The 14,364-nt window shown below is 67.9% G+C and carries 14 protein-coding genes; 6 read left to right on the forward strand and 8 right to left on the reverse strand.

The window, feature by feature from the left end; all coding sequences use genetic code 11:
• The first annotated feature begins 8 nt into the window (after positions 1-8).
• Positions 9-959 (forward strand): LysR family transcriptional regulator, encoded by a 951-nt coding sequence (locus G3O06_RS21455; RefSeq protein ID WP_085037685.1) that lies wholly within the window; start codon positions 9-11, stop codon positions 957-959.
• Positions 960-1,128: 169 nt separating this feature from the next.
• Here G3O06_RS21455 and G3O06_RS21460 read toward each other — a convergent pair whose 3' ends face one another.
• The 3 genes from G3O06_RS21460 to G3O06_RS21470 are packed head-to-tail and all read right to left on the reverse strand — an operon-like array spanning position 1,129 to position 3,207.
• Positions 1,129-2,367, reverse strand: coding sequence for an MFS transporter (locus G3O06_RS21460; RefSeq protein ID WP_205817438.1), 1,239 nt, complete (start codon positions 2,365-2,367; stop codon positions 1,129-1,131).
• Positions 2,364-2,699 carry a hypothetical protein gene (locus G3O06_RS21465; protein WP_174969903.1) on the reverse strand — a complete coding sequence of 112 codons (336 nt, stop codon included), beginning with the start codon at positions 2,697-2,699 and terminating at the stop codon, positions 2,364-2,366. The genes G3O06_RS21460 and G3O06_RS21465 overlap by 4 nt, the downstream gene beginning before the upstream one ends.
• Positions 2,700-2,736: 37 nt before the next feature.
• Positions 2,737-3,207 carry a MarR family transcriptional regulator gene (locus G3O06_RS21470; RefSeq protein ID WP_174996493.1) on the reverse strand — a complete coding sequence of 157 codons (471 nt, stop codon included), beginning with the start codon at positions 3,205-3,207 and terminating at the stop codon, positions 2,737-2,739.
• 170 nt (positions 3,208-3,377) lie between these two features.
• On the opposite strand from G3O06_RS21470, the gene G3O06_RS21475 reads away from it, so the two are divergent.
• The gene (locus G3O06_RS21475) at positions 3,378-3,869 is read left to right on the forward strand and encodes a 2,4'-dihydroxyacetophenone dioxygenase family protein (protein WP_174913688.1); all 492 of its coding nucleotides are present in this window, start codon (positions 3,378-3,380) and stop codon (positions 3,867-3,869) included.
• Positions 3,870-3,971: 102 nt separating this feature from the next.
• On the opposite strand, the gene G3O06_RS21480 is transcribed toward G3O06_RS21475, so the two are convergent.
• Both G3O06_RS21480 and G3O06_RS21485 read right to left on the reverse strand, forming a co-directional pair.
• Complete coding sequence (locus G3O06_RS21480; protein ID WP_205817439.1) at positions 3,972-5,120, reverse strand: epoxide hydrolase family protein; 1,149 nt, start codon at positions 5,118-5,120, stop codon at positions 3,972-3,974.
• Positions 5,121-5,196: 76 nt separating this feature from the next.
• On the reverse strand, positions 5,197-6,156 hold the full coding sequence (locus tag G3O06_RS21485) for a GlxA family transcriptional regulator (protein ID WP_205817440.1): 960 nt from the start codon (positions 6,154-6,156) through the stop codon (positions 5,197-5,199).
• Between the two features lie 134 nt (positions 6,157-6,290).
• On the opposite strand from G3O06_RS21485, the gene G3O06_RS21490 reads away from it, so the two are divergent.
• From G3O06_RS21490 to G3O06_RS21500, 3 genes are all read left to right on the forward strand, one after another.
• Positions 6,291-7,091 (forward strand): SDR family oxidoreductase, encoded by an 801-nt coding sequence (locus tag G3O06_RS21490; RefSeq protein ID WP_205817441.1) that lies wholly within the window; start codon positions 6,291-6,293, stop codon positions 7,089-7,091.
• A gap of 326 nt (positions 7,092-7,417) precedes the next feature.
• Positions 7,418-9,226: a diguanylate cyclase gene (locus G3O06_RS21495; protein ID WP_241020176.1), complete on the forward strand. Its 1,809-nt coding sequence runs from the start codon at positions 7,418-7,420 to the stop codon at positions 9,224-9,226.
• 124 nt (positions 9,227-9,350) lie between these two features.
• Positions 9,351-9,647: a hypothetical protein gene (locus G3O06_RS21500; protein WP_205817442.1), complete on the forward strand. Its 297-nt coding sequence runs from the start codon at positions 9,351-9,353 to the stop codon at positions 9,645-9,647.
• Between the two features lie 21 nt (positions 9,648-9,668).
• On the opposite strand, the gene G3O06_RS21505 is transcribed toward G3O06_RS21500, so the two are convergent.
• The 3 genes from G3O06_RS21505 to G3O06_RS21515 form a co-directional block, all read right to left on the reverse strand.
• Positions 9,669-11,009: an MFS transporter gene (locus tag G3O06_RS21505; RefSeq protein ID WP_205817443.1), complete on the reverse strand. Its 1,341-nt coding sequence runs from the start codon at positions 11,007-11,009 to the stop codon at positions 9,669-9,671.
• Between the two features lie 87 nt (positions 11,010-11,096).
• Positions 11,097-12,437 carry an MFS transporter gene (locus G3O06_RS21510; RefSeq protein ID WP_205817444.1) on the reverse strand — a complete coding sequence of 447 codons (1,341 nt, stop codon included), beginning with the start codon at positions 12,435-12,437 and terminating at the stop codon, positions 11,097-11,099.
• Between the two features lie 180 nt (positions 12,438-12,617).
• A complete protein-coding gene (locus G3O06_RS21515) occupies positions 12,618-13,577 on the reverse strand; it encodes an MBL fold metallo-hydrolase (protein ID WP_174969894.1) in 960 nt (319 codons plus the stop codon).
• A gap of 177 nt (positions 13,578-13,754) precedes the next feature.
• Here G3O06_RS21515 and G3O06_RS21520 point away from each other — a divergent pair.
• On the forward strand, positions 13,755-14,364 hold a 610-nt coding region (locus G3O06_RS21520), incomplete at its 3' end, for a helix-turn-helix domain-containing protein (protein ID WP_205817445.1).

Consider the following 14,364-nt stretch of genomic DNA (forward strand, 5'->3'; position numbering starts at 1 on the left):
GCGCATCCATGCAAGCAAAGAAACCGAAGAGTCGCGCGCTGCTCGGACAGCTCAGCGACATGGATCTCCGCCTGCTGCGGGTCTTCAAGGGCGTCGTGCAGTGCGGCGGGATGGCGGCCGCCGAACTGGAACTGAATATCGGCATCTCGACGATCAGCCGGCACGTGAAGGATCTCGAAACGCGCCTCGGCCTCGTGCTGTGCCGGCGCGGCCGCGCGGGCTTCACGCTGACGCCCGAGGGCCAGACGGTGTACGAGGAGACGCTGCGGCTGCTCGCGTCGATGGAAGCCTTTCGCAGCAGGATCGACGGCATTCACGACCGGATGGGCGGCGAACTGCACATCGCAGTGTTCGACAAGACTGCCACCAACGCGAACGCGCGGCTCGGCGACGCGATCCGCCAGTTCGCCGACGAAGCGCCCGACGTCGCGCTGAACCTGCATGTCGCGTCGATCAACGAGGTCGAGCGCGGGATCATCGACGGCAGCTATCAGGTCGGGATCATTCCCGCGCACCGCAATTCGGGCAGCCTCGTGTATTCGGAACTGTTCGACGAACGGATGCTGCTCTACTGCGGCCGCCAGCATCCGCTCTACGATGCGCCGCACGGCAAGCTCACGTGGACGACGATCCGCAACCATGCATTCGCGGGCCTCGGCTTCCATTCGCCGAACATGGAGCTGAGCCATCGCGCGAAGCTCACGCGCAGCGCGACCGCGTCGGACCAGGAGTCGATCGCGACGCTGATCCTGTCCGGCCGCTATCTCGGCTTCCTGCCCGACCATTACGCGGAAAGTTTTGAAAACAAGGGGTTGATGCAGCCGATCGCGCCACACCGGTTCAATTACCGGTGCCGGTTCGTGAGCCTGCTGCGGCGCTCGCCGCGGCCGTCGCGGGCCGCGCTGCTGTTTCAATCGTGCCTGGAAGCCGCGCATGCGGCGGCGCGGCCGGCGGCGTAACGGCCGCCGCGGCTGAGTGGCTGAGTGGCTGAGTGGCTGAGTGGCTGAGTGGCTGAGTGGCTGAACGGCTGAACGGCTGAACGGCTGAACGGCTGAACGGCTGAACGGCTGAACGGCTGAACGGCTGAACGGCTGAACGGCTGAACAGTGTGAGCCCGTTTTCGGCCGCTCAGGCCCCCTTGCCTATCCCCGGCTGCGCACGCATCCGCTTCATGAAATGCGTCGCGACGAGCGCCGCAGCAAAACCGGACAGCGCGCCGACACCGAGCGCCCAGCGCGGGCCCAGATGATTCGCGACCCAGCCGGCCACCGGCGCACCGATCGGCGTGCCGCCGAGCGCCACCGCGAGACGCAGCGCCATCACGCGGCCGCGCATCGCCGGCTCGGTCGACAGTTGCACCAGACTGTTGGTCGAGTTCATGAAGGTGATCGCGGCGATCCCGGTCAGCACGAGCGCGGCGCCGAACAGCCAGTAGCCCGGCGCCAGCGCGGCCAGCGTACAGCCGAGCCCGAACAGCGCCGCGCCGATCCACAGATGCCGGAAGCGCGGCCGGTCGCGGCGCGCCGCGAGCAACGCCCCGGTAATCGTGCCGACGGCCATCATCGACGACAGCACGCCGAAGCCGCGCGCGTCGACGTGAAACACGCTGGCCGCCATCGTCGAGATGAACAGCTGGAAATTGAGCCCGAACGTGCCGATCAGGAACAGCATCACGAGGATCGCCTTCAGGTCCGGGCGCTGCCACACGTAACGGAACCCGTCGAGCAGGCTCCCGCGCGTGCGGTCGGCCCGTGCATGCGCGCGCAGCTCGTCGGCGCGCAGCATCGACAGCGACGCCAGCACCGCGACGAAGCTGAGCCCGTTGAGCAGGAACGCCCAGCCGGTGCCGACCGACGCGATGATGAAGCCGGCCGCCGCCGGCCCGATCATCCGCGCCGCGTTGAACGACGTCGAGTTGAGCGCAACGGCGTTCGCCAGCTCCCGATCGGCGACCAGCTCCGCGACGAAAGTCTGCCGCACCGGCGCATCGAACGCCGACGCACAGCCGAACAGGAACGCGAACAGGTACACGTGCCACAGCTGCGCGACGCCCGTCACAGTCAGCAGCCCCAGCAAGAGCGCGAGCCCGCCCATCAGCGCCTGCGTCGCCATCAGCAGCTTGCGCTGGTCGAAACGGTCGGCCGCGTAACCCGTCCACGGCAGCAGCAGAAGCTGCGGGCCGAACTGCAGCGACATCACGATACCGACGGCCGATGCGTCGTGATGCGTGAGCTGCGTGAGGACGAGCCAGTCCTGCGCGGTGCGCTGGATCCACGTGCCGATGTTCGATACCAGCGAACCGATCGCCCACACGCGATAGTTGAAGCTGCGAAGCGAGCGGAAGACGCCCGCCGCCGGCACGCTCATGGCCGCTCCCGGTCAGGCTCGTTGCCGCCGTGCAGCTCGCCGAAGTGCCTTGCGACGAACAGGCCGAGCGCGAGGATGCCGAGGCCGAACGCCGCCGCGTCGGCCGTCACCCGGAGGTCGAAATCGCCGACGCGGCACACCAGCACATAGGCCATCACGAGGTTCGCGACGCCCCACAGGACATTCACCGTGGACGACGACAATCCGCGCCCGGGCGGATTCGCGAACGGGGTCTGGAACGGCTCGCCGCGCAACCCGCTGACGAGATGCGGCACGACGTTCGCGAGAAACGCGCCGCCGAAGAAATACGACACGAGATGCGGGAGGTTCATGTTCGGGTTGTCCTTTCGGCGAGCGGGTCGAGGTGGCTCACGGGCGCGGCGGTTCCTGGAATTCGGCGAGCCGCTGCAGCAGCTTCACGGCCGACGCGAGCTCCGCCTGCTCGGCCTCCGACAGTTGCACGTGCAGCGCGCGGAACAGCCAGTCGTCCTTGGCCGCGCGGTTGGCCTGCAGCACCTTGCGGAAACCGGGCGTGAGCGCGATCAGCGTCTGCCGGCCGTCGGTGGGATCGGGCTCGCCGCTGACGGCGCCCAGCGTCTCGAGCGTCGCGACCGTCACGCGCATCGACTGCGGACGCACGCTTTCGGCGCGCGCGAGCGCCGACACGGTCGCGGGGCCGTCGCGGTCGAGCCTCAACAGCACCGATTTCTGCGACGACGTGAGGTCGTGCGGGTGGATCTGCTCCCGCATCCGCCGCATCAGCTTGCCGACCGAGATGCGAAGTTCGCCGGCGAGACCGGCCAGTGGGAGCGCTTCGGAGGGAAGCAATGGCGTGTTCATAAATTCAAGATAGCAGATATACAGTCAAACTGTACAGTTTAGCTGCATATTTCAAGCTGTAAGGATCGCCTCTTCGCATGAGTTCGAAAGCCGACGCAAAGCATCCCGTTCGGCTGCCTGAGCCGGCTCTGCGATAATGCGGGCTCCCCATTTCCGCTCCGCCTCCCGCCATGACGCAGCCGTCCGCCCCGCTCTCCACCGACCTGCCGCCGATCTCGTGCCTGCCCGGCGAAGCGCTGCCGTGGCTGCCGATGAGCGCCGACCTGCCGGGGCTGGCGATCAAGTACCTGCACATCAATGCGGCCGAGGACACGCTGACCGCGCTGCTGAAGATGCCGGCCGGCGGCACGCTGCCGCGCCACCGCCACGAAGGTGAGGTGTTCGTCCATACGCTGCAGGGTGCGTGGCGCTACCGCGAATACGACTGGGTGGCGCACGCCGGCTCGACGGTGCTCGAACCGGCCGGCTCGGTGCATACGCCGGAAACGCTCGGCGCGCCGGGCGAGGACGTGATCACGCTGAACGTGATGCGCGGCGATCTCGTGCTGCTCGACGACGACGGCCGCGAGACCGCGCGCGAGAACTGCCGCGTCGCGCTGCTGCGCCAGCGCAAGCATGCGCGTACTGCACCGGACGACGCCGTCGCGTTCGTCACGCGGTAACGCAGGCGACAGCGTCGCGTCACGATCCGCGTGGTGTTCGCGCGCCCTATCGCCTGGATGGCCGCCGATGCACTTGGCCTGCTTCGCCCGCCGACCGGCTCGTCACCGAAAGCGCCGGAAAAATTTCCGAATGTCGTTGGCCAGCAGATCCGGCTCTTCCATGGCCGCGAAATGGCCGCCGCTCGGCATGTCGGTCCATTGCACGACGTCGAACACGCGTTCGAGCCAGCTGCGCGGCGGCCGGCTGATTTCCTTCGGAAAGCACGCGAATGCAACGGGTACCGTCACGCGTTGCCCGGCCGCGAAGCGCATGGGCTGCAGCCGGTTTTCCCAATACATCTGCATTGAAGAGCCGATGCAGCCGGTGAACCAGTAAAGCGAGATTCCGGTCAGCAGCGCATCGTGCGAAAACCGCCGTGCGACGTCGCCGTCGCAATCGCTCCACGCGCGGAATTTCTCGGCGATCCATGCGGCCAGTCCGGCCGGCGAATCGTTGAGCGCGACGGCCAGCGTCTGCGGCTTCGTCATGTGCACATGCGCGTATCCGCCTTCCAGCGCGACCCACTCGCCGCGCTGTGTCACGAAGGCCCGTTCGGCCTCGGTCAGCGGCAAAGCCGCGTCCGTCGGAGGCTCGTAGCTGCCAGGCAGGTAGTTCAGATGGATGCCGTCCACCCTGTCGGCATGTCGCGCGCCGAGCGCGACCGACACACCTGCGCCGAGATCGCCGCCTTGCGCGCCGAAGCGGCGATATCCGAGACCGGACATCAACGCCGCCCAGCGGTCGGCGACCTGAAATGCCGACATGCCGGGTGCCGTCGGCGCGGGCGAGAACAGGAAGCCCGGCAGCGACGGTACGACGACATCGAACGCGTCGTCAGGATTGCCGCCGAATGCCGCTGGATCGCAGAGGCGATCGATCAGCGCGTCGAATTCGAACACGGAGCCCGGCCAGCCGTGCGTGATGACGAGCGGATAAGGTTGCGGTCCTGCCCCGCGCCGATGGATGAAATGCACGCGCTGGCCATCTGCGTCCGCGACGAACTGCGGCAACCGGTTCAGCGTGCGCTCCACCGCCCGCCAGTCGAAGCGCTCGGCCCAGTACTCGGTCAGTTCGCGCAGCCACACGCCGTCCATACCCTGCTGCCACGGCTCAGCGGGCGTGAGCATCGGCGGACGACGGTCGCGCAGGCGCCGACGCAGGTCATCAAGCGCGTGATCGGGTATCGCAATGTCGAACGGCTCGGCGTGCATGGTGTCTCCTCGCGAAGGATGCCGGAGATTCTGCGCGATTTTTCCGCCCCCTGCTGGCGTCTCGCGCCCGCGGGCATCAGCCCGTTTCCCGCTCGTCGGTACGCGCGTCGCGCCGCATCGCCTGCGGCGGCACGCCGAACCCGCGCACGAATGCCTCGCGCATGTGCCGGCGGTCGCGAAAGCCGTTCTCCTTTGCAATCACGTCGAGCGGATGGCGGCTCTGCTCGATCATCAGCCGCGCGGACTCCAGCCGCAGACGCTCGATCGCCTTCGCCGGCGACTGCCCTGTTTCGAGCGTGAACACGCGGCTGAACTGGCGCGGGCTCAGGTGGACGGCTTCGGCGAGATCCTCGACCGTCAGCGCACGGCCGAGATTCTGCCGCGCGTAGTTCAGCGCGTTCTGGATCCGGTCGGATTTCGGCGCGAGCTCCAGCATTTCCGAATGCTGCGACTGGCCGCCGGCCCGCCGCTGGTGCATCACGAGTTTGTGCGCGACCGACCGTGCGGCATCGGCACCCAGATCCTTTTCCACCATCGCGAGTGCGAGGTCGAGGCCGGCCGTCATCCCGGCCGACGTCCAGATCGGGCCGTCGACGATGTAGATCCGGTCTTCCTCGACGCTAATCTCCGGGTACTGCCGCTGCATGTCGCGGCCGAACGCCCAGTGCGTCGTCGCGCGGCGCTGCGCGAGCAGCCCGGCCTCGGCCAGCACGAACGCGCCCGTGCAGATGCCGGCGATCCGCCGCGTGCGCGCCTGGGTGCGGCGCAGGAATGCGACGACGCCGGCCGGTGCCGGCGACACAAGCGGATCGTTGACGCCCGCGACGATCCACGTATCGACCGCGATCCGCCCGCGCAGCGCGTGCGTGGCAACCGGCAGCCCGAGCGACGAGCGCACGTCGCCGCCGTCGACCGAATAGTTGTCCATCACGTAGAACGGCTCGCTCATGCCCATGTTCGCGTACTCGAACACCGACTGCGCGGCGAGCGCCATGATCTGGAAACCGTCGCTGATCAGAAAGCCGATGCGGTGCATGTGCGTTCTCCCGTCCCGGGCAAGTGGGTTGCCCGATGTCCTGAATCATACCCATCTACGTCATTTGTGTCGCAGCGATTCGAGACCAGAATGGTTTCACGCCATCCGGCCATTCCATCGAAACGGAGCACATCATGACGCAAGCACATCGCGGTACCGCCCTCATTACCGGCGCGTCGTCGGGCATCGGCGCCGTCTACGCCGACCGCCTCGCACGCCGCGGCTACGACCTGATCCTGGTCGCGCGCAGCCGTGAACGGCTGGCCGCCCTCGCCGAGCGCATCACGAACGACACGCAGCGCAGCGTCGAGATCATCGACGCCGACCTCAACGACCGCGCGGCACTCGCCGCCATCGAGACGAAGCTGAAGCAGGATGCGAGCATCACGCTGCTCGTGAACAACGCCGGCGTCGGTACGCACGCGCCGCTGCTCGACAGCGACGTCGACGCGATGACGCGGATGATCGACCTGAACGTGACCGCGCTCACGCGCCTCACCTATGCGGCCGTGCCCGGTTTCGTCGCCCGCGGCCACGGTGCTGTGATCAACATTTCGTCGATCGTCGCGATCTCGCCGGAAACGCTGAACGGCGTGTACGGCGGCAGCAAGGCGTTCGTACTCGCGTTCAGCCAGTCGCTGCATCACGAGCTTGCCGGCAAGGGCGTGCAGGTGCAGGCCGTGCTGCCCGGCGCGACCGCCACCGATTTCTGGCAGACGGGCGGCCTGCCGCTCGAACATCTGCCGAAGGAAATCGTGATGCCGGCGCCCGCCATGGTCGATGCGGCGCTGGTCGGCTTCGATCGTGGCGAACTCGTGACGATCCCGTCACTGCATGCGGGGGACGAATGGACCGCATACGAGGCCGCGCGCCGCACGATGGCCCCGCACCTGTCGGCCGATACGCCCGCGCCGCGCTACGCGACGGCACGCTGACCACGCGGCATCCCGCAGGTCGAAAGCGACGAGCGCGTCGAACCGGGGACGCGCCACGGAACACGGTGACACACGGCGTATCGACCGCAATCATCCGAGGTTCCGCGGCACGTTTCCGGGCACGCGCCGATCGGTGGATTCGTCTGCGGAAACCCGCGCCGGATTCTTTCCCGACCGGCGCAAATGGTGCGCATCAACAGACGATTGCGGCTCACTTGCCACGCATTCCGCGCAACAGTAAGCTCTGCGATTGCAGTCCCCAAGCGGCCTCGGTCGACCGGTATTCGTCCGATCACGAGGGCAATCGTTCGTTGCGGAATTCGACCATGCGGGTCCGTATGTTCATCACCGAGACCGGCGACGCGCCGGCCTCCGCTCGCGGTGCGGCCGACCGTCAGCCCGCGCTCCCGCCCCTGCCGGAACTGGACACCGTCTGTCGTGTCGCGCGTACGCATTTCGGCGCCGCCGGCGCGTTCATTGCGCGCATCGATGCCGATGCGCAACGTGTGCTGGCCACCGACGGCGTGCTGCCCGATCCACTGCCCGCCGCTTGCTTGCCGCCCCAAATCGCGCCGGATCCGGCCGCGGATGCGCGGTTCGCCCTGCACGGCACGAACGCCAACGGGCAACCCGACGTCGACCCGCCTCACGCGCTGCGGCTCGTCGCGGCCTGCGAACTGGCCGCGCCCGATGGCACGACACTCGGCACGCTGTGCGTCGTCGACGATAAGCGCCTCACGCCCGACGCCACCCAACGCGCGATGCTGCGCGACCTCGCCACGCTCGCCGCAAGCGCGCTGGCCCGCGCGATCGAAGCAGCCGCGCTGCGCGAACGGCTCGCCGTCGTCGAGGAACACAGCACGCTGACCACGCTCGCGCTCACCGAAAGCGGCACCGGCGTGTGGGATCGCAACGTGGAAACCGGCGAGATCCATTATTCGCCCGCCTGGAAGGCGTTGCTCGGCTACGCGCCGCACGAGCTCAGCACCCGCATCGAGGACGCGTACGAACGGCTGCATCCGGACGACGTCGACGACGTGAAGGCCACGATGCTGGCGCACTTCGAGCGCCGCACCGACTGCTACGCGGTCGAGCACCGCATCCGCTGCAAGGACGGTTCTTACAAATGGATCTGCAGCCGCGGCAAGGTGATTGCCCGCGACGGCAACGGCCGAGCGCTCCGGATGGTCGGGACGACCACGGACATCACCGCGCTGCGCGAGCTCGCCGCGCGGTTGCGCGACTCGGCCGCGCTCGTCACGGATCTCACCGACCAGGTTCCCGGGCTCGTGTTCCAGCTGCGGCAGGCGGCTGACGGGCGCCGCGTCTTTACCTATGCGAGCGCGGGGGTCAACGACATCTACGAACTGACGCCCGAGCAGGTCGCCCGCAGCGCGGAGGCCGTCGAGACACGGATCCATCCGGCCGACCTGGTCGCCTATCGGCTGTCGCTGCACGACTCGTCGGTACGGCTGACGCCGTGGCGCCTCGAATATCGCGTGCTGCTGCCCGGCCAGGGCCTGCGCTGGCGCGAAGGCGACGCACGCCCGCAGCGCACGGCCGACGGCGGAACCGTGTGGCACGGCTTCATCACCGACGCAACCGACCGCAAGCACATCGAGGCCGAACTGCACCGGATGGCGACGACCGACCACCTGACGCAACTGTCGAACCGCCACGCGTTCATGCGGCAAAGCGAAGCCGCGCTGCGCAGCGTGCGCACGACCGGCCTGGCCGCCGCGGTGCTGATGCTCGATCTCGATCACTTCAAGGCGCTGAACGACCGCTGGGGTCATCCGGTCGGCGACCGCGCACTCCGGCATTTCGCGCGGCTGCTGCTCGCGGAAACCGGGCCGGACGGCATCGTCGGCCGGGTCGGCGGCGAGGAATTCGCGATCGTGCTGCCGAGGACGGATCTCGACACTGCGCTGGCTTTCGCGCAGCGCGTGCAGCAACGCGCGATGCACGCGCGGCTCATGCACGAAGATCAGCAGGTCACGCTGACCGTCAGCATCGGCATCGACGCGATGCGGGCGTCGGACTTCGGCGCGTACCAGCCGCTGTCGCGCGCCGACAAGGCGCTCTACCTCGCGAAGGAACGCGGCCGCAACCGGATCGAGGTGTATCGGGCGTAGCCGCCCCGCGCCCCCGGCCAGGCGACGGCGCGCCGCGTCAGGCTTCCGGCCGCCCCCGTTGCACGACATATTCGGGACGGATCGTGTAGGCTAGTGCCCCTGATCCTACCCACCCCGACTCGCCATGGACAATGCCAAACGAACCGCGCGAATCGCGTCGGGTCTTCTCGTCGTCGCGCTCATCGAGATGCTGGCACTGGTGATCGGCTACGTGTTCGCCAGTTCGATGGACGATCCGTACACCGGCCTTCGCGTGCTCATCACCGCGCTCTTCTGGGTGGCAGGCCTGTCGGTCATCGGGGTCATCGCGGCTATCGCCTACCTGTCGATCGACCTGCAGGCGCGCGGCGGCATGATCTACGGGGCGCTGGTGCTGCACGGCCTGCTCGTCCTGCCCGGGCTGTTCCTGTACTTCCACTGAATCGCACCGTCGCCGCCAGCGTCACGCCGCGCCATCACGCGGCACCGCCCGCACACCCAGCAGCATCGCGACCGCGCACGCGGCCAGCAGCGCCGCGATCATCAGCATCGCCGGATCCATGCTGCCGGTTTTCGTGCGAATCAGCCCGACGAGCCACGGCGTGATCATGCCGCTCGACACGCCGATGCTGCTGATCAGCGCGATCCCGCCCGCCGCGCCCGCACCGGAGAAATACGCGGACGGCACGGCCCAGAACACCGGATGTGCGGCGAAGATCAGCATCGCCGCGACCGACAGCAGCGCCATCATTGCGACGATGCTCGACAGGTGCAGCGTCAGCAACGCGAGCGCCACCGCGCCGCCGAACGCGCACGCGGCGAAGTGCCAGCGCCGTTCGCGCTTGCGATCGGAGCGCCGCGCGATCGCGATCAGGCCGGCCGCGCCGATCGCATTCGGCACGACCGACAACAGGCTGATCTGCACGACGTCGTGGATGCCGAATTCGCGGATCATCAGCGGCATCCAGAACAACAGCATCAACAGCGCGGTGGTCAGCGAGAAATAGATGAACGCGAACAGGTACGTGCGCGGCTCGGCCAGCACCTGCCGCAGCGAATGCGGCGCCGGCGAATCGGCACCGGCGCGGTCTGCGGCCAGGTCGGCCGCGAGCCGCTGGCGATCGGCATCGGACAGCCAGTGCGCCTGCTCGGGACGATCGCACAGCCAGAACCACGCGATCACGCCGAGCAGGATGGCAGGCGCGCCCTCGATCGCGAACATCCATTGCCAGCCGTGCAGCCCGAGCACGCCCGACATCCCGCGCATCAGCCAGCCCGACAGCAGCCCGCCGACCATCCCGGCCACCGCGACACCCGCGTAGAAGATCGACAGCACCGACGCACGCCGCCGCGCCGGATACCAGTACGTCAGGTAGAACACCACGCCCGGGAAAAAACCGGCCTCGAACAGCCCGAGCAGGAAGCGCAGCACGTAGAAATGCTTCGCGCTGTCGACGGTGATCATCGCGACCGACACCGCGCCCCACAGGAACATGATCCGCGCGAACGTGCGGCGCGCGCCGAAGCGGCGCAGCAGCGCGTTGCTCGGCACCTCGAACAGCACGTAGCCGACGAAGAACAGCACCGCGCCGAGGCTGTACATCGCGTCGGTCAGGCCGAGATCCTGCCGCATCTGCAACTGCGCGAAGCCGATGTTGCTGCGATCGAGGATCGACACGATGTAGCAGATGAACAGGAACGGCACGATCCGCGCGCCGATGCGCCGGTACAGCGCGTCGTCGTCGGTTGAAGCGACGCCGGACGCGACGGCACGCGCGGCGTCCGCTTGAAGAGGGGCTGACATCGATCGTCTCCTCGATGGATTCGGGTACGGGGCGCACACGTGACGCCGGTCGCCGCTGCCCGCGCGCGGCGACCGGCCGTTGTTCGTTCAGTCGCGCGGCGCGCCTTCGGCTTTCACGCCGAGCATCAACGCAACCCCGCTCGCCACCAGCAGCGCGGCCAGCAGATACACGGCGAGATCCATGCTGCCGGTGCGCGTGCGGATCATCCCGATCACCCACGGGCTGACGATGCCGCTCGTGATCCCGATGCTGCTGATCAGCGCGATCCCGGCTGCGGCCGCGTTGCCCGACAGGTAGCGGGTCGGCACGGCCCAGAAGATCGGCAGCGCGGCGAAGATCAGCGTCGCCGCGATCGACAGGCACGCGAGCATCGCCGCGAAGCTGTGCAGGTGCAGCGTCAGCGCCGCGAGCGCGAGCCCGCCGCCGATCGTGCAGCACGCGAAGTGCTTGCGGCGCTCGCCGGTCCGGTCCGAACGGCGCGCGATCAGGATCAGCCCCACCGCACCGACCGCATTCGGCACGACCGTGTACAGGCTCACGGCCACGACGTCGGTCACGCCGAAGTCGCGGATCATCAGCGGCATCCAGAAGTTGAGCGTCAGCGACGCGCAGGTCAGCGAGAAATAGATGAACGCGAACAGGTACACGCGCGGATTCGCGAGCGCGGCCATGAGGCTGCGCCCGTCGTGCGCGTTGCCGTGCCCGCCGCCGGCGCACAGCGCGGCAACCCGCGCCTTTTCATCGGACGTGAGCCACGTGGCGTCCTGCGGCCGGTCGACCAGCAACGTGAACGCGGCGAATGCGAGCAGGATTGCCGGCGCGCCTTCGATCGCGAACATCCACTGCCAGCCGTGCATCCCGAGCACGCCGCTCATGTCGCGCATGATCCAGCCCGACATCAGGCCGCCGAGCACGCCGGCCACCGCGACGCCCGCGAAGAACACCGAGATCGCGGCCGCCCGCCGGTTCGCGGGGAACCAGTAGGTCAGGTACAGCACGATGCCGGGAAAGAAGCCCGCTTCGAACACGCCGAGCAGGAAGCGCAGCACGTAGAAATGCGACGGCTGCGACACGAACATCATCCCGGTCGATGCGATGCCCCACAGCAGCATGATCCGCGTGAAGGTGCGGCGCGCGCCGAACCGCGCGAGCAGCAGGTTGCTCGGCACTTCGCAGAACACGTAGCCGACGTAGAACACCGCGGCGCCGAGGCCGTACATCGCGTCGCTGAAGCCGAGGTCGTGCTTCATCTGCAACTGCGCGAAGCCGATGTTGATGCGGTCGAGGAACGAGATGACGTAGCAGAGGAACAGGAACGGCACGATCCGCCATGCGATCTTGCGGAACAGCAGCGCATCGTCCGTGGCGGCGGAAGCCGAAGCGCTCGCGTGCGCGAGCGCCGCTTCGGCGGGAAGCGATTGGGGCATGTCTCTCTCCAAACAGGCTGCGCGATTCGAGCGCGCAAGCCGTCTCCCAGGGCGTACGTGCGCCCTGCTTTTTAATGAGATCGGATACGGCAGACGGAAAGACGGCGGAACGCCGCGGCCGGTCGCCGCTTCAGAAAAAAGGCGGAGCGCCCTGCCGGGCACCCCGCCTGTGCAAGCCGCTCAGTCCTGCAGCGCGGCCCACATATCCTTGTCGCGCTGCGCAGTCCAGATGCGCGGATGCGTAATGCCGCTCGCTTCGTCGAACGCACGCGACACGTCGAACGGCAAGCAATGCTCGTAGATGAACACGTGGCCGAACTTCGGGTCCATCGCTTCGCGCGTGAGCGCCATTGACGCCTTCAGGTCGAGCTTCTGCTCGACGGCCTTGCGGCCCTGTGCGAGCAGGGTCGTGACGAAATCCTTCGTGTAGTCGAGGCCGTTGTTCACCTCGGCCGGGTTCAGCAGCGCGGGGCCGCGGCCCGGCACGAGCTTCTCGGCGCCGAGCGCGCGCAGCGCCTCGAGCGTGGCCGGCCACTGTTCGAGCTGCGCGTCGCCGCAGTAGCACGCGGCGTCGTATTCGACGAGGTCGCCCGAGAACAGCACCTTCTGCGACGGGATCCAGACGATCGTGTCGCCCTTCGTGTGGCCCGAGCCGACGTGCATGATCTTCACTTCGAGCTTGCCGAGGAACAGCGTGATCTCGCGCTCGAACACGAGCGTCGGCCACGTCAGGCCGGGCACCGTCTCGACACCGGCGAACAGGCGCGGAAAGCGTTCGATCTCCGACTTCATGTCGGCCTCGCCGCGCTCGACGATCATCTCGTACGTGCCGCGGCTCGCGATCACGTGCTGCGCGCCTTCGTCGAAATACGCGGACGCGCCGAGCACGCGCACCGCGTGGTAGTGCGACAGCACGACGTGCTTGATCGGCTTGTCGGTCACGCTGCGGATCTTCGCGATCAGGTCCTGGGCCATCGCGGGCGTCGCGGTCGTGTCGACGATCAGCACGCTGTCGTCGCCGATGATCACGCCCGAGTTCGGGTCGCCTTCGGCGGTGTATGCGTACGCGTTCTCGGACAGCTTCGTCCAGGTGACTTTCTTCTCTTCCAGATCGGCTTGGGAGGCGAATGCTTTGGCCATGTTGCGTTCCGTGGCTGCGAGCCATGTGTTGAGGGGAGTGAGCGGATCATCTTCCCGCACCGAATATTTGTCAATGACAAAGTCGCTTGCTATTGTTTAATACGGGTAAACGTGCGGGCTGGCGCGATAAATGGCGTCGGATACCATGCGGGGTTTCGTCAACGGAAGAGTCATCGCGTGCAGAACCACGAAGTCAGCGCAGACGACGCGCCGCCCAAGGCGCAGCGCGGGATCCAGAGTGTCGAGGTCGGCGGCCGGCTGCTCGACGCGCTCGCGCGCCGGCGCAAGCCGCTCGGCCTGTCGGAGCTGGCCGCGGCGGCCGACCTGTCGACCGCGCAGGCGCACACCTATCTCGTCAGCCTGACGCGGCTCGCGCTCGTGAAGCGCGACGCGATCACCGGCAACTACGAGCCGGGCCCGTTGTCGCTGCGGCTCGGGCTGATGTCGATCGAGCGCCAGCCGGCTTACCGCGCGGCGCTGCCGCACGCGGCGCGGCTCGCGGAAGCGGTCGGCCTGAGCGTTGCGCTGTCGGTGGCGGGCGCGCTCGGGCCGACGATCGTGCGTATCGAGCACGGCGGCTATCCGCTGCACGTGAACCTGCACGTCGGCTCGGTGATGTCGCTCGACACGACGGCCACCGGCCGCGTGTTCCGCGCGTTCGGCGATCCCGCGCAACTCGATGCGATGGCGGCCAGCCAGGCCGGCGCGGGCGCCACGCTCGCGGGCGCCGAGCAGCCCGTGCCGGACGCCGGCGTGACGCAGGCGGAACTCGACGCGATCCGCGCTC

This window comes from Burkholderia sp. Ac-20345, from assembly GCF_017104825.1.
GTDB lineage: Bacteria > Pseudomonadota > Gammaproteobacteria > Burkholderiales > Burkholderiaceae > Burkholderia > Burkholderia lata_B.

What these genes read in the sequence shown, in the direction of transcription:
- G3O06_RS21455 (WP_085037685.1), top strand. Translation starts at nt 9, where the DNA reads ATGCAAGCAAAGAAACCGAAGAGTCGCGCGCTGCTCGGACAGCTCAGC.
- G3O06_RS21460 (WP_205817438.1), bottom strand. Translation starts at nt 2,367, where the DNA reads ATGAGCGTGCCGGCGGCGGGCGTCTTCCGCTCGCTTCGCAGCTTCAAC.
- G3O06_RS21465 (WP_174969903.1), bottom strand. Translation starts at nt 2,699, where the DNA reads ATGAACCTCCCGCATCTCGTGTCGTATTTCTTCGGCGGCGCGTTTCTC.
- G3O06_RS21470 (WP_174996493.1), bottom strand. Translation starts at nt 3,207, where the DNA reads ATGAACACGCCATTGCTTCCCTCCGAAGCGCTCCCACTGGCCGGTCTC.
- G3O06_RS21475 (WP_174913688.1), top strand. Translation starts at nt 3,378, where the DNA reads ATGACGCAGCCGTCCGCCCCGCTCTCCACCGACCTGCCGCCGATCTCG.
- G3O06_RS21480 (WP_205817439.1), bottom strand. Translation starts at nt 5,120, where the DNA reads ATGCACGCCGAGCCGTTCGACATTGCGATACCCGATCACGCGCTTGAT.
- G3O06_RS21485 (WP_205817440.1), bottom strand. Translation starts at nt 6,156, where the DNA reads ATGCACCGCATCGGCTTTCTGATCAGCGACGGTTTCCAGATCATGGCG.
- G3O06_RS21490 (WP_205817441.1), top strand. Translation starts at nt 6,291, where the DNA reads ATGACGCAAGCACATCGCGGTACCGCCCTCATTACCGGCGCGTCGTCG.
- G3O06_RS21495 (WP_241020176.1), top strand. Translation starts at nt 7,418, where the DNA reads ATGCGGGTCCGTATGTTCATCACCGAGACCGGCGACGCGCCGGCCTCC.
- G3O06_RS21500 (WP_205817442.1), top strand. Translation starts at nt 9,351, where the DNA reads ATGGACAATGCCAAACGAACCGCGCGAATCGCGTCGGGTCTTCTCGTC.
- G3O06_RS21505 (WP_205817443.1), bottom strand. Translation starts at nt 11,009, where the DNA reads ATGTCAGCCCCTCTTCAAGCGGACGCCGCGCGTGCCGTCGCGTCCGGC.
- G3O06_RS21510 (WP_205817444.1), bottom strand. Translation starts at nt 12,437, where the DNA reads ATGCCCCAATCGCTTCCCGCCGAAGCGGCGCTCGCGCACGCGAGCGCT.
- G3O06_RS21515 (WP_174969894.1), bottom strand. Translation starts at nt 13,577, where the DNA reads ATGGCCAAAGCATTCGCCTCCCAAGCCGATCTGGAAGAGAAGAAAGTC.